Annotated in this window: 22 protein-coding genes; 8 read left to right on the forward strand and 14 right to left on the reverse strand. The window is 58.2% G+C overall.

Going from position 1 to position 19,105, the window contains the following annotated elements; genetic code table 11:
• Positions 1 to 41 precede the first annotated feature (41 nt).
• Positions 42 to 446 (reverse strand): bacteriohemerythrin, encoded by a 405-nt coding sequence (locus ACSEXS_RS14685; RefSeq protein WP_438433985.1) that lies wholly within the window; start codon positions 444 to 446, stop codon positions 42 to 44.
• Positions 447 to 614: 168 nt separating this feature from the next.
• Here ACSEXS_RS14685 and ACSEXS_RS14690 point away from each other — a divergent pair, with 168 nt between their 5' ends.
• Complete coding sequence (locus tag ACSEXS_RS14690) at positions 615 to 1,487, forward strand: sulfurtransferase (protein ID WP_438433986.1); 873 nt, start codon at positions 615 to 617, stop codon at positions 1,485 to 1,487.
• A 115-nt stretch (positions 1,488 to 1,602) separates the two neighbouring features.
• On the opposite strand, the gene ACSEXS_RS14695 is transcribed toward ACSEXS_RS14690, so the two are convergent.
• The gene (locus tag ACSEXS_RS14695) at positions 1,603 to 2,148 is read right to left on the reverse strand and encodes a GNAT family N-acetyltransferase (RefSeq protein WP_438434049.1); all 546 of its coding nucleotides are present in this window, start codon (positions 2,146 to 2,148) and stop codon (positions 1,603 to 1,605) included.
• 377 nt (positions 2,149 to 2,525) lie between these two features.
• Here ACSEXS_RS14695 and ACSEXS_RS14700 point away from each other — a divergent pair, with 377 nt between their 5' ends.
• Entirely contained in the window at positions 2,526 to 3,059 is a 534-nt protein-coding gene (locus ACSEXS_RS14700; protein WP_438433987.1) for a DinB family protein, read from the forward strand.
• A gap of 3 nt (positions 3,060 to 3,062) precedes the next feature.
• Here the strand turns inward: ACSEXS_RS14700 and ACSEXS_RS14705 are convergent, their stop codons facing one another.
• Positions 3,063 to 3,662: a manganese efflux pump gene (locus ACSEXS_RS14705; RefSeq protein WP_438433988.1), complete on the reverse strand. Its 600-nt coding sequence runs from the start codon at positions 3,660 to 3,662 to the stop codon at positions 3,063 to 3,065.
• A gap of 178 nt (positions 3,663 to 3,840) precedes the next feature.
• On the reverse strand, positions 3,841 to 5,145 hold the full coding sequence (locus ACSEXS_RS14710; protein WP_438433989.1) for an ArnT family glycosyltransferase: 1,305 nt from the start codon (positions 5,143 to 5,145) through the stop codon (positions 3,841 to 3,843).
• Between the two features lie 212 nt (positions 5,146 to 5,357).
• Here ACSEXS_RS14710 and ACSEXS_RS14715 point away from each other — a divergent pair, with 212 nt between their 5' ends.
• Positions 5,358 to 5,798: a GNAT family N-acetyltransferase gene (locus tag ACSEXS_RS14715; RefSeq protein ID WP_438433990.1), complete on the forward strand. Its 441-nt coding sequence runs from the start codon at positions 5,358 to 5,360 to the stop codon at positions 5,796 to 5,798.
• Positions 5,799 to 5,849: 51 nt separating this feature from the next.
• On the opposite strand, the gene ACSEXS_RS14720 is transcribed toward ACSEXS_RS14715, so the two are convergent.
• The 4 genes from ACSEXS_RS14720 to ACSEXS_RS14735 all read right to left on the reverse strand — a co-directional run bounded on the left by ACSEXS_RS14720 (position 5,850) and on the right by ACSEXS_RS14735 (position 9,098).
• Positions 5,850 to 6,707, reverse strand: coding sequence for an AraC family transcriptional regulator (locus ACSEXS_RS14720; protein WP_438433991.1), 858 nt, complete (start codon positions 6,705 to 6,707; stop codon positions 5,850 to 5,852).
• 106 nt (positions 6,708 to 6,813) lie between these two features.
• Positions 6,814 to 7,401 (reverse strand): DUF1349 domain-containing protein, encoded by a 588-nt coding sequence (locus tag ACSEXS_RS14725; RefSeq protein ID WP_438433992.1) that lies wholly within the window; start codon positions 7,399 to 7,401, stop codon positions 6,814 to 6,816.
• Between the two features lie 238 nt (positions 7,402 to 7,639).
• Complete coding sequence (locus ACSEXS_RS14730; protein WP_438433993.1) at positions 7,640 to 7,900, reverse strand: hypothetical protein; 261 nt, start codon at positions 7,898 to 7,900, stop codon at positions 7,640 to 7,642.
• Between the two features lie 139 nt (positions 7,901 to 8,039).
• Positions 8,040 to 9,098 carry an NAD(P)/FAD-dependent oxidoreductase gene (locus ACSEXS_RS14735; RefSeq protein WP_438433994.1) on the reverse strand — a complete coding sequence of 353 codons (1,059 nt, stop codon included), beginning with the start codon at positions 9,096 to 9,098 and terminating at the stop codon, positions 8,040 to 8,042.
• Positions 9,099 to 9,323: 225 nt separating this feature from the next.
• Here ACSEXS_RS14735 and ACSEXS_RS14740 point away from each other — a divergent pair, with 225 nt between their 5' ends.
• A complete protein-coding gene (locus tag ACSEXS_RS14740; RefSeq protein ID WP_438433995.1) occupies positions 9,324 to 10,112 on the forward strand; it encodes a MerR family transcriptional regulator in 789 nt (262 codons plus the stop codon).
• Between the two features lie 261 nt (positions 10,113 to 10,373).
• On the opposite strand, the gene ACSEXS_RS14745 is transcribed toward ACSEXS_RS14740, so the two are convergent.
• The 4 genes from ACSEXS_RS14745 to ACSEXS_RS14760 all read right to left on the reverse strand — a co-directional run bounded on the left by ACSEXS_RS14745 (position 10,374) and on the right by ACSEXS_RS14760 (position 13,551).
• Positions 10,374 to 11,162, reverse strand: a complete 789-nt coding sequence (locus tag ACSEXS_RS14745; protein WP_438433996.1) for an exodeoxyribonuclease III — start codon at positions 11,160 to 11,162, stop codon at positions 10,374 to 10,376.
• A 153-nt stretch (positions 11,163 to 11,315) separates the two neighbouring features.
• The gene (locus ACSEXS_RS14750; RefSeq protein ID WP_438433997.1) at positions 11,316 to 11,552 is read right to left on the reverse strand and encodes a hypothetical protein; all 237 of its coding nucleotides are present in this window, start codon (positions 11,550 to 11,552) and stop codon (positions 11,316 to 11,318) included.
• A 129-nt stretch (positions 11,553 to 11,681) separates the two neighbouring features.
• Positions 11,682 to 12,038 (reverse strand): hypothetical protein, encoded by a 357-nt coding sequence (locus ACSEXS_RS14755; RefSeq protein WP_438433998.1) that lies wholly within the window; start codon positions 12,036 to 12,038, stop codon positions 11,682 to 11,684.
• 145 nt (positions 12,039 to 12,183) lie between these two features.
• Positions 12,184 to 13,551, reverse strand: coding sequence for a dicarboxylate/amino acid:cation symporter (locus tag ACSEXS_RS14760; protein WP_438433999.1), 1,368 nt, complete (start codon positions 13,549 to 13,551; stop codon positions 12,184 to 12,186).
• Between the two features lie 359 nt (positions 13,552 to 13,910).
• On the opposite strand from ACSEXS_RS14760, the gene ACSEXS_RS14765 reads away from it, so the two are divergent.
• Both ACSEXS_RS14765 and hydG read left to right on the forward strand, forming a co-directional pair.
• Positions 13,911 to 14,159, forward strand: a complete 249-nt coding sequence (locus tag ACSEXS_RS14765; protein ID WP_438434000.1) for a TM1266 family iron-only hydrogenase system putative regulator — start codon at positions 13,911 to 13,913, stop codon at positions 14,157 to 14,159.
• 55 nt (positions 14,160 to 14,214) lie between these two features.
• The gene (gene hydG / locus ACSEXS_RS14770; protein WP_438434001.1) at positions 14,215 to 15,633 is read left to right on the forward strand and encodes a [FeFe] hydrogenase H-cluster radical SAM maturase HydG; all 1,419 of its coding nucleotides are present in this window, start codon (positions 14,215 to 14,217) and stop codon (positions 15,631 to 15,633) included.
• 151 nt (positions 15,634 to 15,784) lie between these two features.
• Here hydG and ACSEXS_RS14775 read toward each other — a convergent pair whose 3' ends face one another.
• Positions 15,785 to 17,017 (reverse strand): NAD(P)/FAD-dependent oxidoreductase, encoded by a 1,233-nt coding sequence (locus tag ACSEXS_RS14775; protein WP_438434002.1) that lies wholly within the window; start codon positions 17,015 to 17,017, stop codon positions 15,785 to 15,787.
• Between the two features lie 138 nt (positions 17,018 to 17,155).
• Between ACSEXS_RS14775 and ACSEXS_RS14780 the strand changes: the two genes are divergently transcribed.
• Together ACSEXS_RS14780 and ACSEXS_RS14785 are read left to right on the forward strand one after the other, a co-directional pair.
• Positions 17,156 to 17,398, forward strand: coding sequence for a hypothetical protein (locus ACSEXS_RS14780; protein ID WP_438434050.1), 243 nt, complete (start codon positions 17,156 to 17,158; stop codon positions 17,396 to 17,398).
• 29 nt (positions 17,399 to 17,427) lie between these two features.
• Positions 17,428 to 17,769, forward strand: coding sequence for a spore coat protein (locus tag ACSEXS_RS14785; RefSeq protein ID WP_438434003.1), 342 nt, complete (start codon positions 17,428 to 17,430; stop codon positions 17,767 to 17,769).
• Between the two features lie 194 nt (positions 17,770 to 17,963).
• Here ACSEXS_RS14785 and ACSEXS_RS14790 read toward each other — a convergent pair whose 3' ends face one another.
• Positions 17,964 to 18,803: a hypothetical protein gene (locus ACSEXS_RS14790; RefSeq protein ID WP_438434004.1), complete on the reverse strand. Its 840-nt coding sequence runs from the start codon at positions 18,801 to 18,803 to the stop codon at positions 17,964 to 17,966.
• Positions 18,804 to 19,105 lie beyond the last annotated feature (302 nt).

Consider the following 19,105-nt stretch of genomic DNA (forward strand, 5'->3'; position numbering starts at 1 on the left):
AAAGCCTCTGGGTCGGTACGGGTTCGGGGGCAATGTTGCGGTTAAGCCTTCTGGGTACGGAGGAAATCGCCGAATTGCTGGTCGTTTTTCTGGATATGGCGGATCAGCCAATCGACCAAGGTCCGGTTCAGTTTGATGGTGGTCAGAACGGAAGGGCCCTTATCCCGGATTTGCTGCCGCAATTCGCCAATCTCTTGCACGAACTGGTCATGTTCCCGCTTGTGGTCGGCATAGACTGGGTAACGGGACTCCTTCATCAATTCCTCCTCGTCGCGGAAGTGCCGGACGGTATAGCCGATGAGGAATTCGAGCGTCTCCTCGACCTTTTCCTTGCCCTTCTGCTGCGTGCAGGCTTCCAAAAATTCGTTCAGGCTGCGCACCAGCTCCTGATGCTGCCGGTCCACCGTTTCGACGCCGATATTGAGTTCGTCTCTCCAAGCGATCATTGCACACCGCCATTCTGCCAAGTTGCTCCAATTATCGCCATTTTTCCGCGATAGGCGCAGTGCGTTAGATCACAAACGCCGGTTTTTGCGTGTCCTGCAAATTGCCCATTCCCTGGGGAGCGGGTTTCCCGTTATAATAAGAATAAATGAACAAAGAGAGGGATTTTTATGACGTCCACCGTCAGTATAGAGTGGGTTAAGGAACATATAACGTGCATAGATTTGATTCCGGTCGATTGCCGGTTTCTCATGGGACAGCCTGAAGCGGGTCGTGCGGCGTATGAAGCCGGACACTTGCCGGGGGCTGTCTATTTTGATTTAGAGAAAGATCTTTCCCTGCCGATCAGCCCCCACAGGCATGGAGGACGCCACCCGCTGCCCGACCCGCAGACGCTGGCAGAGAAGTTTGGCGCGGCCGGCATCGGACCGGAATCCCGCGTCGTGGTGTACGACGACCAGGGCGGAGCCATGGCCAGCCGGATGTGGTGGCTCCTGCGTTATTACGGACATCGCCACGTCGTCGTCATGGACGGCGGATTCGGCGCTTGGGCCGAAGCGGGGTATGAGCTGGATACTCGCATTCCGGAACGCGAGCCGCAGCAGTTTACGCCGCGCCTGCAGCCGGGCTGGATCGCCGAGCGCGACGAGGTGATGACGAAGCGGCTGATGCCGGGAACGGTTCTGATCGATTCCCGCGAACCGGACCGTTATATGGGGCTCACGGAGCCGATTGACCCGATTGCCGGCCATATTCCCGGAGCGGTCAACCATTACTGGAAGGATGGTTTGGACGCTGCGGGAAGATGGAAGGACCGGGCAGGACAGCGGGAGCGGTTTGTTGGCATACCGCTCGACCGGGAGATCATCGTCTATTGCGGTTCGGGGGTTACGGCCTGCCCGAATGTAATGGCGCTGAAGGAAGCCGGGTTCCCTCATGTGAAGCTCTACCCGGGAAGCTGGAGCGATTGGATTTCGTACGACGACAGCCCGATCGCCACCGGCGAGCAGCCGAACGGCGAGCTGGAGGGAACGGGCGCGTGACGGAACGGGGATGAGGAAAGCCGCAGCGAGCTGCCGAAAGGGCGGTCGCTGCGGCTTTTTTGCGGAAACGGGAGCGCTTGGCGGCTGCGGAACAGGAGGCGATTTGAAATTGGCGTTACTTAAATAACTTATACCAATACAACGTGGTTTCTATATTTGGGTTATAGGACTGTTTCAGGGTGTCAACTCCGCCCAGTAGGAATCCTTGTTTCACATAAAACCTGCACGCTCCAAGATTATCATCTTGAGCCTCGAGAGACATTCCGATCAGGTTTCTTTGTTTGGCCCACTCTTCCGCTTCCGTTAAGAGCAACTTACCGATTCCAGATCCTCTAAATTCTTTTTTGACAGCGATATTTTCAATATAACAGAAGCGATTCCAATCCTTGATTATTCTAATTTGCCCAATGCAATTCGTTTTCTTATAAGCTAAAAATAAAGCTTTATCTTCCCGATTTATATAGCAGCTCCAATCAAGGGTATCATCGGGGAAACGAATTTCTTTCGTTTCATCAAATAGAGTCTCTTCAAAAGACCATTTTCCGGATTGAAAACGGGGCACAACTTTGCCAAACACTTTAAAAGAATCATTTGTTTTATGGATGTCCTCAACTAATTCATCCTTTAGTGGAAAAATTACGATTTCTTCTGCCTTATTCATTTGGACACCTTCCCCTTCATTACTGCCCCGTTCGTTAATCAGGATTATTTTCATTACTCTCATTTTAACAGAAGCTCTTAAATAGGTTTCGGCTTAGTTCAACAAATTCCTATTAAAACGATTGGAATATTGGAATTAGTATTGACAGAATTGTGAACGAACCAAATCATAGCAGGGCACCTCTCGTTGAGGATGATTTATTAACTTTACTAAAAATTTTAAGATTCCGATAACCGCCGGAACGGCTTCGAAAGTCATAACGGCGCGATCCAGAACATGCAGAACTATGTCATTGTCCGCCCGTCTTTCTTCCATAAATAGTCGCCAACCCACCGCGATAGGGGTATGCTTGGGGAAGAACGAAAGGAGAGATTCCGATGATCGATCTGGCGGCGGATGCGCTCGACGTGATGAACAGCCATTTGACGAGCATGGAGAAGAGCCTGGCGCTCCTGACGGCGGAGCAGATTTGGCGGAAGCTGGGCGCGAATGTGAACAGCGTCGGCAACTACTGCCTGCATCTGGCGGGCAACGAGCGGCAGCACTTTGTTACGGCGATCGGCGGAGAGCCGCTGATCCGGGAGAGATCGGCCGAGTTTTCCGCCACCGGGGGCTTTACCCGCGAGGAGCTGCTCGCGCAGTTGAAGGACGTCCGCCAGCGCTCACAGTCGATTCTGGCTGCACTGACCGAAGAGGATCTTGAGCGGGAGGTGCTGGTGCCGTACCGGCCCGAGGATTGGAGCCGGATGAAACCGGGACAGACTCCGCCGGCGCAAGCGGGGGAGACAAGGACCATCCGGGCCATCCTGGTTCGGGTCGCCTCCCATTATGCCTATCATGCCGGGGAGATCGTGCTGCTCGCGAAGCTGCTCTCGGTGACCGAAGAGCACATTTCCGGGCTGTACCACTGATGATTATACGATCATCTCGTAGATCCCGATCACGATGAGCAGGACACAGCCTATGAGGGCGGAATAGCGTCCGAGCCAGGAACGGGCAATCCGGGCGCCCAGCCGGATACCGATATCAATGGACAAGAACGAGAACAATCCCACGGAGAGGGAACAGAGCAGCGGAGAGGCTCCGCTGAAGCCTGCCCCGAACCCGCTTGCCAGGCAATTGACCGATAAAGCGAGCCCAAGCGACAGCGATTCGTTCCAGGAGATTTGCCGGTTTCCGTCCTTGTCGGCTCGGGCCGCCGCTTCGAGATCGGCTTGCCGCAAGCCGTTTTCCCGACTTGGCCCCTCCTTCGCGGGAAGGGACGAGCGGATCGCCAGCGCGCCGATCAGCACGAGAATGCCGCCGCCCAGCAGATTGCCCCAGAGAGCGGGAAAGTAGACCGCCAGGGCTCCGCCCGCCGCCATGGCCAGATAGATGGACGCCATGGACAGCAGCGCAATCAGAAGGTTGGACAGCGGCGGCACCCGCGTCGATCTTGCCCCGAAGGTAACACCGATGCCGAGGTTGTCGAGATTGGCCGCGATGCCGATAAACGCGATGGTAAACCAATGCATGGGAATCGCCCCCAGCTGATGTCGTCATACTACTGTATGCGGCACAACGCCCAGGCGGACCGATGCTCTGGATGGACTGCAAACAAGCAACATGCCAAACAAAACCGCGGAAGGTCCGTTAGGCCGGGCTTTCCGCGGTTTGTTCGGTTTAGGCTCGCTGATCCAGCGGACTACTTGTCTATGCGGCCGTCGTCCGCTTTGTGGCGGGGTCCGCTATTCTCGCTTTCTTCCGGAAGGAGACGACCGCTTCGACGAAGCCGGCGGCGAACAGAATCAGGAACGGCATCAGCGGGAACCCATACCGGGTAAAGGTCACGAAAGGCAGGTATACCCCGATGAAATAACCGATCGTGAGAAAGAGCGGCAGAAGCGCCTTTCCCCTGCGGCGAACGAGCGCGAGCGCGATTCCGGCCAGACCGGCCCAGAAGTAGAGCTGATGCCCGATTGATACGGCCAGTTTGGGCAGGCCGAGGATTTCCTTCCAATAGAACGGCTCCTTAAAGAGCAGCCAGGTCTTCTCCACCGTATACCAGGACAGGTAGCGCAGCGGCTGGTGGGTAAAGCCGTAGCGGATGATGCGCAGGGCCGTCTCCTTGTTCACGGCATCGAAATCGCTGACGAGGTTGTCCTTGTACTGCGGATACTGCTCGAAGAAGCCGGCCGAAGGCGCGCCGAAATAGATGAAGGTGCCGAGCAGGAGCGGATTGCCGCTCGACTGCGTGAGCAGGATCGGCTTGTCGAAGGTGACGGCGTTGCGAATCCACCAGGGCGACAGCAACAGGCAAAAGACGGTTGCCATGAGCAGGCCGTACCGGAGCATCTCCCGCCAGGAATAGCGGGAAACCAGCCACAGGACCCCGATAATCGCCGGGTACAGCACACACTGCGGCTTGAAGTACGTCATCGCCGCCCAGCCCACCGCCACGGCTGCGTAGAGCGGCATGCGCTTGGTACGGATTGCGCCGACCGCGAACAGCGTGGTCAGGAGCAGCAGGAAGGTGAACACCGTCTCGGTCAGAACGGTGCCGGAGGAATAGTAGCCGGGAACGTACAGAGCGCCGAGCAAGGCGGCCAGCTTCCCGCTCCGGCTGCCGAAGAACTGGCGGCCCAGCAGGAAGAGCAGATAGACCGAGGCCGCTTGGATCAGGCATTGGAACAGCCGGAACGCCATAACGGCCTCCGTCCGGTTCAGGAAATACCGGAACGGCGCCAGCAGCAGGGGGAGGCCCGGCATGATGAACACGCTGGGCTGTTCGCCGCTGTTATAGGCGAGCACGCCCTTTTGCAGCAGCAGCTCGGCGGAGCGGACGTATTTGACGTCATCGTTGTTTAACTGCGCATACGTTCCGAGCAGGAACCCGTCTCCGTAATACAGGCAGACGGCGGCCCCCAGCAAGAAAACGAAGGCGCAGACCCCGAACAGGAACAGCCGGGTGCGTCTCGTCTCCGCTCGAAGCGAGAATAGCGGCGGATGCAAATTCATGAAGACCCTCCTTATCGCGTTCAGCGATTCTCTCAATTCGTTCTATTATCCCGTAAGATAAGAGACCAAACAAGCTGGAAAGGTTCATTTTCACCCATTTCAACATACCAAGCAGCCGGGGGGCGGTTTGGATAAAAAGGACTTTTCCGTTGTAGGCAGGTCCAACCGGCTTTACACTGGAGTCGATGCCAAGCGAAAAAGGAGCTGCCTCTATGAATCTTCAGTTTGACTACGCCGGTCCGGACGACCTCGGCTACTTGCGGGAAAGAGACCGGCATGTGCTGCCGGAACTCGTCGCGCCCAAGCTGGAAGCCGGAGAATTTCTCATCGTGCGCAACGAAAACAGCCAGCCCGCCGGCTGGCTGAGATTCGGTTATTTTTGGGACAACACGCCGTTTCTGAACATGATGTGGCTGGACGAAGAGTACCGCCGTAAGGGCGAGGGCAGACGCCTGCTCCTCTTCTGGGAGGAGGAGATGCGCCGCGCCGGTCATCGGTCGGTGCTCACCTCCACGCAGGCCGACGAAGATGCCCAGCATTTCTACCGGCGGCTGGGGTACCGCGAAGCGGGCTGCCTCCTGCTGCCGGACCAAGCGCTGGAGATGCTGTTCCGCAAGGAACTCGGGCACGACGGAGTCGAATCAGCGAATTGACGATCCGGAACCGATCGAATCGGACCCTCCGGCTACCCGGTTAATCCCGGCTTACCCGCGTTTGCTTACGACCGGAATCCACAGCTCGTCGTGATCCTCCTCCGGAGGCAGGTAGCATTCGACCGCGGGCAGATCCGCCAGCCCGTAAGCGGCTCCGGGGAGCCATTCGGTGTAGAACCGATTCCACACGCCGGGTATTCCGCCGGAGCCGCGATCGGCCTCAAAGACGACCCAGCTGGAGGCCGTAAATTGCCGCTTACCCATGCCGGCGGGCGGTTCTTCTCCGGAGACAATGCCCATCACGTAGGCGAATTCGTCCGCACTTCCCCATTCTCCCTCGGCACAGACGCCGAGAATGCCGGGGATGGCCGGTTCCTCGCTCCGGATTTCCCAGAGCTGCTCGAACAGTCCCTGCTTCGCTGCGTTGGACCACATTCCCGGCACCCGGGAGAAGGCCTCCTCCTGTGCTACCTTTTCCTCGACGCCCACGACGGCGAACTCGCCGCGCTCCTCCAACCGATATTTCATCTCAACCGCTCCCTTAACCTGAAGGTGAAAGGAGATCGGCGGATACGCCTTCAGCGGAGTCCCGGGCCGTCGGGCGGCCGTCGGCGTCGTGCCGTGCATCTGCTGGAAGGCTCGGGCAAACGCCTCCGGCGATTCATAGCCGTAAGCGAGCGCCACGTCGATGACCTTCCCTCCGCCATTCTGCAGCTCGAAGGCAGCCAGCGTCAGCCTTCTGCGCCGGATGTACTCGGTTAAGGAGACATCCGCCAGAGCGGGAAACATCCGCTGCAGGTGATAGACCGAGCAGCCCGCTTTTCGGGCGGCTGCGCTCAGATCCACTTCGCCGCAGAGCTGGTCTTCGATGCAGGCGATCGCCTGGTTCATTCGGGTCACGAAATCCATTGCCTCTCCTCCTTTCCCGCCTTCAGGATACTTCGATCGGGGAAGCCCCGCCTTGCCGGACCGGTGCAGTTTCGGCTAGGGCCTCGCCATGACCGGGCGGAGGCCTTTATGGGTGGGCTGTCCACAGGCATTCCGTCATCCTCAATTCCGTAAAGACGGCCTGAAACGAATGGCGGCTCGGCGAGCAGGCAAAGAGCCCGAACCGGACCTCACGGTCCGCTTCGAACAAGTGGAAGATCCTCATTTGCTTAAACTGTAAGCCGTCCGCCGAATGCTCGAAGCAATAATCGCTTCCCCGCCGGCTTAACCGATACCACATGCACGTCACCCGGGCCCCAATGTCCGTCGTGGCCCAATCGGAATACCCGCGGTTGGTCACCACGCTGCCGAGCCAGGCGGTATCGCGGTCATGGTATTCGATCCCGGCCTTTGCCCAATGATCGCTGTCTTGGTAGATCGCCAATCCGCATTGGTCAAACAAAGCCGAGCTGTTGAATTCGGCTTTCACCGTGAACGAAAAATACGGTTCGTCCGTCGCCCAATAGAGCAGGTGGGCATTGTCATGTTGAAAGCCGTAATACGTTCTCTGCCAAAAGTCCGTTTCGGGGTCGGTGGTGATCGTGGCCCGGTCCTCTTCGATGACGCAGGTTTGCGGCGGGTTCAACCAAACGGCCTCAGTCGGTTTAAAGTTCAAAGTCTTCTCCTCCAAGCTCTATCAGATGATAATGGGAATCGAACGGAAGCGAAACCGGACGGAAAGTCCGCTAGGGTTAAAGATACAGGAAAACCGGGAAGGTTTCACCCATTCCATGGAGCGTTTCAATGGAAGGCTTGGAGAAGGAGAAGGGGGGGGAGGCGAGGCACGCCAAAAAGCGGACAAACGGAGCGGGTGCCCCGGCCGTCCGCGCGGATGAATGATCGGGTGGCTGCCGCTAGCTGAGCGCAATGGAAACAAACAGGCCAACGAGCGAAAGCCAGAACAGATAAGAGGTGCGCAGGTTGCCGAACAGGCTGCTTTCCTGCTCTTTGACGGGATCGTAGCCCCGGTCGGATTGCAGGTCGGTGATGCTTCCCGAGGGATTCTCGATCTCGGAGTCCTTGTTTCCCGAACGGCGGCCGACGCCGTTCATGAACAGGGCGACGATCATCAGCAGCAGAGAAAGCATGAATAAATAATCGGATACGGTGTTCACACGGATTCGCCTCCCTTGGCAAGGCACGCCGCCTGCGTTTCCGGCAAGGACGGACGAGTCCGAACGAACCGAAGAGGCGGGAAATGCCAATGTACCTTCTTCTTACCCGGGAGAGGCGTACTTCAAGCGCCGTCTTACGCTAAATCGGCTCGGCGGTTTGGAATAGACGCCGTTTCAGCTCGCGGTTTCTCGTCTCGAACACCTCGTTGTGCGAGGATACCATCCCGTAAGCCTCCGCTTCGGGGGCGATATACAGCTTCGCCCGGTTGATGGCGCCTGCGGCATCATGGAAGGCGCCGGCGATCAGGTGCAGCTTGCCTTCGTGATGGAGTATGTCTCCTGCCGCGAAAATGCCGGGCACGGAGGTCTCGCTCGTAGCCGTCCCGTCCACGGCGTATTCGTTCTTCATGGCGATGCGGATTTCGCTGTTCGCGAGGAGATCCTTATCCCGCTCGTAGCCGTGGCAGACGACCACCTCGTCGACGGCCAGCTCGGCCTGCCGGTTGTCGTCCAGATTGCGAAGCGCGACCCGGCGGATCGCGTCGCCTTCTTCACCGGCGATCAGCCGCTCGATCTCCGTATTCAGCAAGCAGTGAACGGTGCTTGCCGCAAGCCGGGCGACTTCCGCTTCATGACCTTTGAGCTCTTTCTTGCGGTAAGCGAGGTAGACCTGGGAAGCGATCGGCTCCAGCTCGCGGGCCCAATCGATCGCGGAATTGCCCCCACCGGAGATGAGCACGGTTTTACCCCGGAACCGGGCGAGCGACTTGACCGTGTAATGAAGGTTGGATACCTCGAAGCGATCGGCTCCTTCCAGATTCAGTCGGGTCGGCTTCAGGATGCCGCCGCCGATGGCGAGGATCACCGTACGGGAGAGATGCACCTGTCCCGAGGAGGTGTGGAGCTCAAAATGGCCGCCGGCCCCCTTGGCGATCGAGGTGACCTTTTCGCCCAGCACAACCTCGGGGTCGAAGGTCAGCCCCTGCTGAATCAACTGCTCGATCAGCTTCTCGCCCGTCACCGGCGGCAGTCCGCCCACATCCCAGACCACCTTCTCGGGGTAAACATTCACCTTTCCGCCCAGGAAGGGCTGGAACTCGATGAGCTTCGTGCTCATCCCGCGAAGACCGCTGTAAAAGGCAGAGAACAGCCCGGCCGGGCCGCCCCCGATAATGGTCACATCGAATACCGTTGTCATGCAGGCAACACTCCTTGTGTGCGGGATAGGGAAAAAGGGGGCTCGGCGGCTCCTCTGAATCGGTGGAAACAAGGGGATTGTACCACAGTTAAATGATAATGAGAATCGTTATCATTAAAAAATCTTCATCCGAGGGTGGCTTTCGGCTATTTCAAACGCTTGACTCTCCCCTTGCAGGAGGCTGTACGCTGACGGAGTAATTTAATTTGCAAGGAGGAATCGAGAATGAACGACAAGCGCACCTACACGGTCAAAGAAGTCACCGAGTTTGCTCCGGTAACGGTCAAGGCGCTTCATCATTACGACCGGATCGGGCTGCTCGTTCCCGGCGCGAGAAGCGAAGCGGGCTACCGGCTCTACGGCCGGGCGGAGCTGGAACGGCTGCAGCAAATCCTGTTCTACCGGGAGCTGGATTTTCCCCTGGAGGAAATCAAGGAGCTGCTGGCCAGCGAGCCGGACCGCCGGGACATCCTGACGGGGCAGCGGGAGCTGCTCCGGGAACGCATGGAACGGCTGGAGCGCATTGCGGCGGTGCTGGACCGCTCTCTGGAGGCGATAGAACAGGGAATTTCCGAACCGGAGGACGTATTGTTCCAGGGATTCGAAAGCGAGGAAGCCTGGAGGCATGCCCTTGCCGAGCAGCGGGAGCACCTGCTGGCTGCCTACGGTTTCGACCTGGCCGAGGAGCCGGTCGTACCGGAGGAGATGAACGAGCAGGCCCGGGAGGCGCAGAGCTTCCTGCAGGGAATGGCCGAGGCGCTGCGCGACGGCCGGGGACCGGCCGAGGAAGCGACCTTCGTCCGGGTCCGCGAGCATCTCGCCTTCCTGGCTCGGCAAGGGCACCCGGCCCGCCCGCAGGACTTTGCCGCGCAGACGGCGTTCTTCCTGCGCGACGATTTTCACCGCGGCATGCTGGAGAGCCAGCAGACCGGGCTTGCTTATTATTTGCGGGCCGTAGCCGAGGCTTACGCGGAGCAGGCGGCTGAAGTGGAGGGCTCATCCGGGGAAAGCTAACCGATCGAGTAGATGGCGAGGGGAACGACCGTCGGGCAGCCGGCGACCCAGGGGCAATGTCGCAGCGGCCGGATTCATCCGCGATGCGCCCGGCGGGCTCGGCATCGAGCTGGAGCGCGAACAGCCGCAGATGAAGAAAAGGACCACGTTTTCGCTTGCGGCGAAACGCGGTCCTTTTCGGTGTGGTTGGTGTCCCGCCCGATTCGTTTGAGCGCAAGGAGGGCGGGAGGGCTTGGACGAACGAATTCCGTCCGGCTTTTCTTAAGGGCAGGAAGGGAGTTGTTCCGCCAGTGCGGCGTCCTCCAGCTCGAGGACGACCGGGCAGTGATCGCTGCCCAGGATCGCCGCGTCGATTCCGGCGGCGGCAATCTTCGGGGCGAGGCGGTTCGAGACGAGGAAGTAGTCGATCCGCCAGCCGACATTCCGCTCGCGCATCTTCGGCATGTACGACCACCAGGAATAGGCTCCTTCGAGGTCGGGATAGAGATGGCGGAAGGAATCGGTAAAGCCGGCTGCGAGCAGCTCGGTCATTTTGCCCCGCTCTTCGGGGGTAAACCCAGCATTCTGGCGGTTTGACTTCGGATTCTTCAGGTCGATCTCCTGATGGGCGACGTTCAGGTCGCCGCAGACGACGACCGGCTTCTTCGCGTCCAGCTCCAGGAGATAGGCGCGGAACCGGTCTTCCCATTCCATCCGATACTCCAGCCGGGCGAGATCGCGTTTGGCGTTCGGCGTGTAGACGTTGACGAGGTAGAAGCCGGGAAACTCCAAGGTCAGCGTCCGGCCTTCCGGCTCGTAGTCTTCCTCGATGCCGTAGCGGACCGACAGGGGCTTGATCCGGGTGAAGACGGCGGTGCCGGAGTAGCCCTTTTTCTCGGCGTGGTTCCAATATTCATGGTAGTCGCCGTTCTGGTTGAGGCACTGCTGCCCGTCCTGCAGCTTCGTCTCCTGCAGGCAGAAGATATCGGCGTCTACCGCTTCAAAGTAATCGTGAAAGCCTTTATTGACGCAGGCGCGCAGGCCGTTGACGTTCCAGGATATGAATTTCAAGGCGGCATGTCCCCTTTTCCGGTTGCGAGATTAATAGAATCTCTATCAGTGTACCATACCGGTCCCGTTAAAAGGTACCCGCCGATGAGAAGGCAAAATCAACCGTCCGTCCCGGCTCGGGAGGGGGGCAGGGAGGGGTAAACTCGTTGAAGGTCAGCGTTCGGCAGGAGCGGGCTGCTCCCTCTTCAGCCAGGTGAACTCGGTCGAGCCGGTTTCCTTGCGGGCTTGCGCCAGAAGCCGGTCCGTCGTTCGATCCTCCAGCTCGAAGTCGATGCGATAAGGAAGCCCAAGCGCTGAACCGTTTGGCTCTGCTGCGATCCCGTCCGCAAATCGGTGGAGCAAAGCCTCATACTCGCTTGATGGTGTGGAAGGGACAATGGACAGGGTCACGCTGCACTCCATATGTGGGGGATCAAATGTCGATTGTCCGGATATGGAGCCGATCTCGCGCAAGGCGGCTTCAAACACCAGCTGGAAGCCCTCATCGCGAAAGACCGCTCTCACCCGATAGCGGGGAATCTAATAATAGGGCGAACGGGTTTTGTTCACGACTGCTGCAAACCAATCCGTACCGACGGAAAAGCTCTGGACGGTCACGGGATGCCCTTCCCATTCCCCTTGGCGGGATTCGCCCTGGATCAGCGGCTCCTGTCCGATCAAAGCCGCGACGGCCGGGTTCTTCCGCAAGTGCTCCTTCATCTGCAGCCAGGTGCCCCCTTCCGAATAGGCCCGGCCCAGAAGCATAAATGCGGTTAGCAGACTGAAGAGGGCCATTCCTTTACGAAGGAAAACGGGAAGTCTTGCCGCAAAAAGGCTGCAGGCCAGGAGAAGAATCAGGGCAATCAACAGCAAGGTTAAGCGCAGTTCATAGCTCACGTCAGGGTTCTCCTATTTGTATAGAATTGGTTTATGGCCCCACTTTCTCCTAGTATATCTTATCGGCGAATCGGCGGATACGCTAAAAAAACCGGGTACCCCGCGGCGTAAGGCGGGATACCCAGCTTCAAAACGGACGGTTGGTTTACGCCTGCCCGGCCAGGATGTCGGCTTCCTCCTCATCCGCGTTGAACGCGTCGCGGTCGAATTCGCCTTCGGCATTCGCCACAAGCAGGGAGGTAACCGTGGTGCCGGTGGCATTGACGGCGGTTCGGCCCATGTCGATGAGCGCCTCGACCCCGGCGACCAGGGCGATGCCTTCGAGCGGCAGCCCGAGGGCGGTGAGGACGACGGTGGTCGAAATGGTGGCCGGGCCAGGGACACCGGCGACTCCGATGGAGGACACGATGCTGACCAGCACGAGGATCACGTAATCGGTCAGCGTGAGCGAGACGCCGTAGACCTGGGCGGTGAAGACGGCGACGATGGCCGGCCACACTCCGCCGCAGCCGTTGAAGTTAATCGAGGCGCCGAGCGGCGCGACGAAGCTGGCGACCCGGTCGGAGACATGCAGCCGCTTGGTAATGACCTCCAGGTTGACCGGCAGGGTGGCGTAGCTGCTGCGGGTGGTGAAGGCGACGGCGAGGGTCGGGTAGATTTTGCGGAAGAAACGCAGCGGATTGACCTTCGCCACCAGAAGGACGAGGCCGCCGAAGACGAGCACGAAGTGCAGGAGCAGCGCGACGTAGGAGGCGGCGATCACGCTGCCGAGGTCGCGGAGTGTCTCCCAGCCGTAGCGGGCAGCCACGCCGGTAATGAGGGCGAATACGCCGTAGGGAGTCAGGCGAATGACAAACTTCACAACCTGGTGCAGGATCTGGGCGAGCGATTCGACCAGCTCGCGGACGGGCCGAACGGTCTCCGGCCGCCGGGAACCGAGCTTGACGATGGCGACGGCGAGGAACAGCGCGAACAGCAGCAGCGGGACGACCTTGCCGTCGGCGGCCTGTTGGACCGGATTGGACGGGATCAGGTCGAGAATGACTTGGGAGAAGGTCGGCACCTCCCGCGCCTCGAAGCCCTGCGGTGCCGATTGGCTGATCCCGGAACCGGGCTTGAAGAGGAGCGCGACGAGCAAACCGATGACGGAGGCGACGCCGGTGGTGCCGAGGAACCAGGCTACCGTTTTGACCCCGATCGTTCGGAGAGCGTCAAGGTTGGACAGCTTGGAGATGCTGTTGAGCACCAGAATGAAGACGAGCGGAATGACCAGCATGCGGATCAGACTGACGTAAATGCTGCCGAAGGTGCTGATTCCGGCCGCCTCCAGATCGGCCGTTTGCAGCAGGATGCCTGCGATGACTCCGAGCCCGAGGCCGATCAGGACACGGCTGCCGAAACCGATCCTTTTGCGGGCGAGCCAAGCCAGCAGGGCGAACACGGCGAGCGCCGCGATAAAGCTGATGCCGTTCGTGCGGATCGCGTCGAGCAGGTTGTTGTGAAGCTGTTCCACCACAATCCCTCCCTTTCCCATTTTGTTGCTGGGTTTAAGACAATGTATGGAGATCGCTGACCGACTATGTACGATTCCTTAGTAAAGAGGTAAGTGGCCGGTCGGGGCCGTTCCGTTTTTTTGCGAATCGAATAAAAATGTAACAAATGTCCTTGTTTGAGGGGAGAAAGCGTTCTATCATGTGATTGAATTCACATATTGCGAGCAAGTAATCCGACCGTGAAGAAGCTTCTGAGCGGGAAGAGACCCTTTCTTGAATGGCTGCGCGGCGGTTGCCCGCGAGCTGGTTCGTTTCGAGAATCCGCGTCTTTTTCCGTCTGGAAAAGGCGCTTTTTATTTTGTTGGGGGTGTGGTGGGAGATGGAAAAACGGCTCGGCGTCATCGGCATCGTCGTCCAGGACCTGGCTTCGGCGGGAGAGCTGAATGCGATTCTGCACGAATACGCCGGCTTGATCGTAGGCCGGATGGGAATTCCGTACCGGGAGCGGGGCGTCTCCGTGATCTCGCTCATCGTCGACGGCGACAACGATCAGATCAGCGCCATGACCGGCAAGATCGGCAAGATACGCCACGTTACGGTAAAGTCGGCCCTCGCCAAGACCGTCTGACCCCTCGGAGAACCCAAACCTCAAGCTAGCGTCCATTCGGAAGGGAGAATGCAGCATGTACGATGTCTTATCCAAGCACGCCGCCGATTTTATCCATGACGGGGAAATCCTCGATACGCTCGACTATGCGGCGGCCAACAAGAGCAACCGGCCGCTGATTGAGTCCCTGATCGACCGGGCCCGGGAGGGCAAGGGATTGTCGCACCGCGAAGCGGCGGTGCTTCTCGATTGCGACCAGGACGACCTGAACGAGCAGATCTATGCGCTTGCCAGCGAGATCAAGCACAAGCTGTACGGCAACCGCATCGTCATGTTCGCGCCGCTGTATCTGTCCAATTACTGCGTCAACGGCTGCGTCTACTGCCCCTATCACTACAAGAACAAAACCATCGCCCGCAAGAAGCTGACCCAGGAGGAAATCGCCCGCGAGGTCATCGCCCTGCAGGACATGGGTCACAAGCGGCTGGCGCTGGAAGCGGGGGAGGACCCCGTCAACAATCCGATCGACTACATCCTCGAAAGCATCAACACGATCTATGGCATCAAGCACAAGAACGGCGCGATCCGCCGGGTCAACGTCAACATCGCGGCGACCACCGTCGAGAACTACCGCAGGCTCGCCGAGGCGGGCATCGGCACGTACATCCTGTTTCAGGAAACGTACAACCAAGCGAACTACGAAGCGCTGCATCCCACCGGTCCGAAGCATGATTACGCCTATCATACGGAGGCCATGGACCGGGCGATGGACGGCGGCATCGACGATGTCGGCATCGGCGTGCTGTTCGGGCTGAACCTGTACCGCTACGACTTTGTCGGCCTGCTCATGCATGCCGAGCACCTCGAGGCGGCGAAGGGCGTCGGGCCGCATACGATCAGCGTTCCGCGGATTTGCCCGGCGGACGACATCGACCCGGCCAACTTCAGCAATGCCATCTCCGACGACATCTTCGCCAAGATCGTCGCCGTCATCCGGATCGCCGTCCCGTATACGGGCATGATCGTGTCTACCCGGGAATCGCAAAAGTCCCGCGAACGCGTCCTGAAGCTCGGCGTCTCCCAGATCAGCGGCGGGTCGAGCACCAGCGTCGGCGGCTATGTGGAACGGGAACGGGAAGAGGACAACTCCGCCCAATTTGAAGTCAGCGACACGCGCACCCTGGACGAAATCCTGGGCTGGCTGCTCGAGCTCGGCTACATTCCCAGCTTCTGCACGGCCTGCTACCGCGAGGGCCGGACGGGCGACCGGTTCATGGCCCTGGTCAAGTCGGGGCAGATCGCCAACTGCTGCCAACCGAACTCGCTGATGACGCTCAAGGAATACCTCGAGGACTACGCCGCTCCGGAGACCAAGGCGAAGGGCGAGCAGGTCATCGCCGACGAAATGCGCCATGTGCCGAACGAGAAGGTTCGGCGCATCGCCGAGGAGCGCCTGGTCAAGATCGCCGCGGGCGAGAGGGACTTCCGCTTCTAAGTGATAACGCCCCCGGCTCAGCCGGGTACTCTCGGGATACAGCAATCCGATTCAAGAAAAAGCGGCACCGCCCGAGTTATCGGGAGGTGCCGCTTTTTGGGTTTCGTTCGATAGCTACGCTGGATGGTTTGCTCGCCTCACCGGCCCTGACCTATTGCGCCTTCGGCGGGCTTTTCGTCGGCCGGTCGATGCGAAACCAGTCCGCATCCGGATTCGGTTTGCCCTCGATCAGGTCGGCGTTGATGCGGGCGGCGATCAGCGCATACAGGCTGCCGTTGCCGCCATAGGCCATGCTGAAGAAGCAGCGGGGAAAGCCCTCCTGCGCACCGATCAGCGGCAGGCCGTCATGGGTCTGGCCGAAGGCGGCGGCCCAGCCGTATTCGGCCCGGAGCGGCGGCAACTCGGGGAACAGCTTCTGCACCTCCGCCACGAGCCGCTGCTTCTTGGTCGGCAGCATCCGGTCGCGCTCCTCAGCGTTCTCGGTCGGTTCATCCATGCCTCCCACGACGATCCGGTTATCGAACGTGGTGCGCAGATAGAGGTATGGCCGCGCGGTCTCCCAGATCAGGCAGCGGCCCGGCCAGCCGGGAAACGACTCCAGCGGCTGGGTGGCGATCGCATAGGAGCTGACGATTTGGGCATTGGGATTGCGCCTTACCTCCTGCGTTTCATAGCCGGTTGCGAAGATGGCGTACTGGGCGGTGATCCGAAATCCCCCGTCCGTATACAGGCGAATGGCATCCCTTTCCGCCTCGTGTCTGCGGATTCTCGTCCGTTCGAACAAGCGGATGCCGCGGTTCGCCAGCAGCTCGGCCATCCCATGCGCCAGCCGGTAAGGGTTGGCCTCCGCATCGCCGTGGGAGAGCAATGCGGCGGGTTTGCGGAAGGAATAGCGGGAGGAGACTGCGGTCTCGTCCAGATATTCCACGGGGAAGCCATACCGGGTGAGCGCGGCGTATTCCTCTTGGAGCTGACCGACGTCCTCCGGGCAGCTGGCGGTATAGAGACTGTCGCGGATTCGGAACTGCGCATCGATCGGCAGCGAATCGGAGATCCGCTTCATCTGCGACACGCCTTCCTGGCACAGGCGATAGAAGCGGACGCCGGCCTCCTCTCCGAAAGAATGGATGCAGGACGCGAGAGATTTGTCGCTCGCATACTGGATGAGACCGGTGTTGGCGGACGAGCTTCCTGCGGCGATATTACGTTTCTCCACGACCGCCACCCGCATTCCCCGGTTGGTCAGTTCAATGGCGGCAAACAAACCGGAGACGCCGCCGCCCACGATGAGTACGTCGCAGGTCAGATCCTCTGCAAGAGGAGGGTACTCGCGCGGTGTGGGCAAGGTATCGAGCCAATTGGATTTTTCCGTGTGCAAATTCAAATTCGTCAGCCTCCCAGCCTCAATCGGTCGGTATGGGTAGTATGGGCCCTCGGGCGATGCGGCATTCAGTGTCAGGAAGGGCATACATAATGCGGTTCGTTCCGGGAACCTTAAGAGCGATCCTACGGCAAAGGAGGGATATCCATGCAAGGCATGCAGCCCCTGACCGGCAAAGAAATGGAATACATCGTCGACTCCATGTCGAACGAGGAACTGCTTCTCAAGCAATGCGCGGCAGCTTGCGCGAACACGTCCAATCAAGCGATTAAACAGGCTTGCGAGGGCGAGCTGAAGGTTCACGAACAGCACCTGAACAACCTGATGAACCTGCTTCAGCAGCATCAGCAGCTCGCTCCCCAACAGCCGGGAATGCAGCACTGATCGACACTATGTGAAAGGAGGAACCAAACATGGCACAACAAACCAAGGGAACCCTGGAAGATAAGGATTGGCTCGACACGATCCTGTGCAACCTGAAGCGCAACACGCGCGAATATGCGACCGCCGCGACGGAATCCAACTGTCAGTCCGTCCGCCAGGAATTCACCCAACTGCTCAACAGCACCCTGACGCTGCAGGGTAAGCTATATCAATTCATGCAGCAGCAAAATATGTACAGCGCCTCCTCGCCGGCTCCGGCCCAGGAGCTGCAGAAGCAGATCCAACAGTACCAACAATCCGGCCAGCAAGCGTTCCAGTTTGCTCAGATGCAGGGCTCGCAGGCCGCTCAGCAACCCCCTGCTTTTATGTAAATCAAAAAGCCGGAACGCGAATCAGAGGGACAACCGCCCCGCGTCGCATTCGAAAAGAACGGGCAAGAGACGGCGAAGTCTCCTGCCCGTTTTTTTATGCCCCGGAAGGGAGCGGGAGTGCATACATTTATACGAAATCATCAAACGGAAGCGGCCTCATCTTACTGTACCGGACTCGAGTCTGCCCACTTTGATTAGCCTCCGGTAATGTTATAGATCAACCAGGGAGAATCAGGATCGGATGTCAACTGGACAAGGGTATACACTTCATAGCGTGGAGCATCAATCGGTAAGGCATCTCGCGGATTTTCTTTCCAATCTCCTTGATACTCAACGAGAAACGTCCGGTAGTCCCAATAAGGCACACTTTCATCCATTTGATATTGGCCTTCGGAGCTTTCCGTCTTATCCCACATTCGCAGGTTAGTTTTACCCCTCAACAAGCTGTCTGGAGTAGGCCCTCTTCGGTAATTCGGATTCTCTTTCCCACCCATAAGGAGTTTCGCAGCTTCATCGAATTTTTTCTCATTCGACAGTTGAGTAAAACGATTAATCACAGATGCATCCGGGCGTGAAGGGTCAACCGGAGCAAGGTCGGGAGCTGGCGTTGAAAAGTATGGCGTGAGCAAATCGGAGATGCTTTTATCGGGGGTAAACCAAATATCTTCACCCCCTCTTCCTGTGATGTTCTGGTATAATCCGCGCGAGCGTTTAAACTTGAAAGAACAAGTTGAATAAGAGGTCCCTTCCCGAAACGTCACCCGGTAATCGGGATCGGACATACTCGTTTTTTCGTCAACCTGACCTTTTTGAATCGGAATGGACTTTGCCGCATCGATCCATTTCTTGATTTCATCTTGCTTCCGTAGAATGACTTGTCGATTCTCTTGATTGGAGACAATTTGAATGGAGGTAATGCTCTCCGGCTTCCCGGGGTAGAAATCCAGGATAGTCAGACTCTTGTTAACCCTTGAACACGAACTGAGTAATAGGAAGAGAGTAAGGAGAAGAAAGACGGAACGCAACCGCTTCATGATATCTCCCTCCATAAAGGGTTAAGCCCCCAAACTGAAGGGGGCCTTCCATTATTACTAGTAGATAAAAAAACCTCATATGTAATATATTTCAATAAACAGAATACTACTATTCTCTAGCTTGGTCTAACATGAATTTTCTATTTATGTGGATATGTGGGAGGATTAACAATATCGTTCGTTTAATGGAAGCGGAATTTTCTGAAATAGATGTGTAAAAAATAATAATTTGATTCAAGTAACTCAAAAACTCAATTTTCGAAAACTGAAAATGGCAGATGAGTCTTGATACAGAGGGCAAA

This window comes from Gorillibacterium terrae (assembly GCF_051594785.1).
Taxonomy (GTDB): Bacteria; Bacillota; Bacilli; order Paenibacillales; family NBRC-103111; genus Gorillibacterium.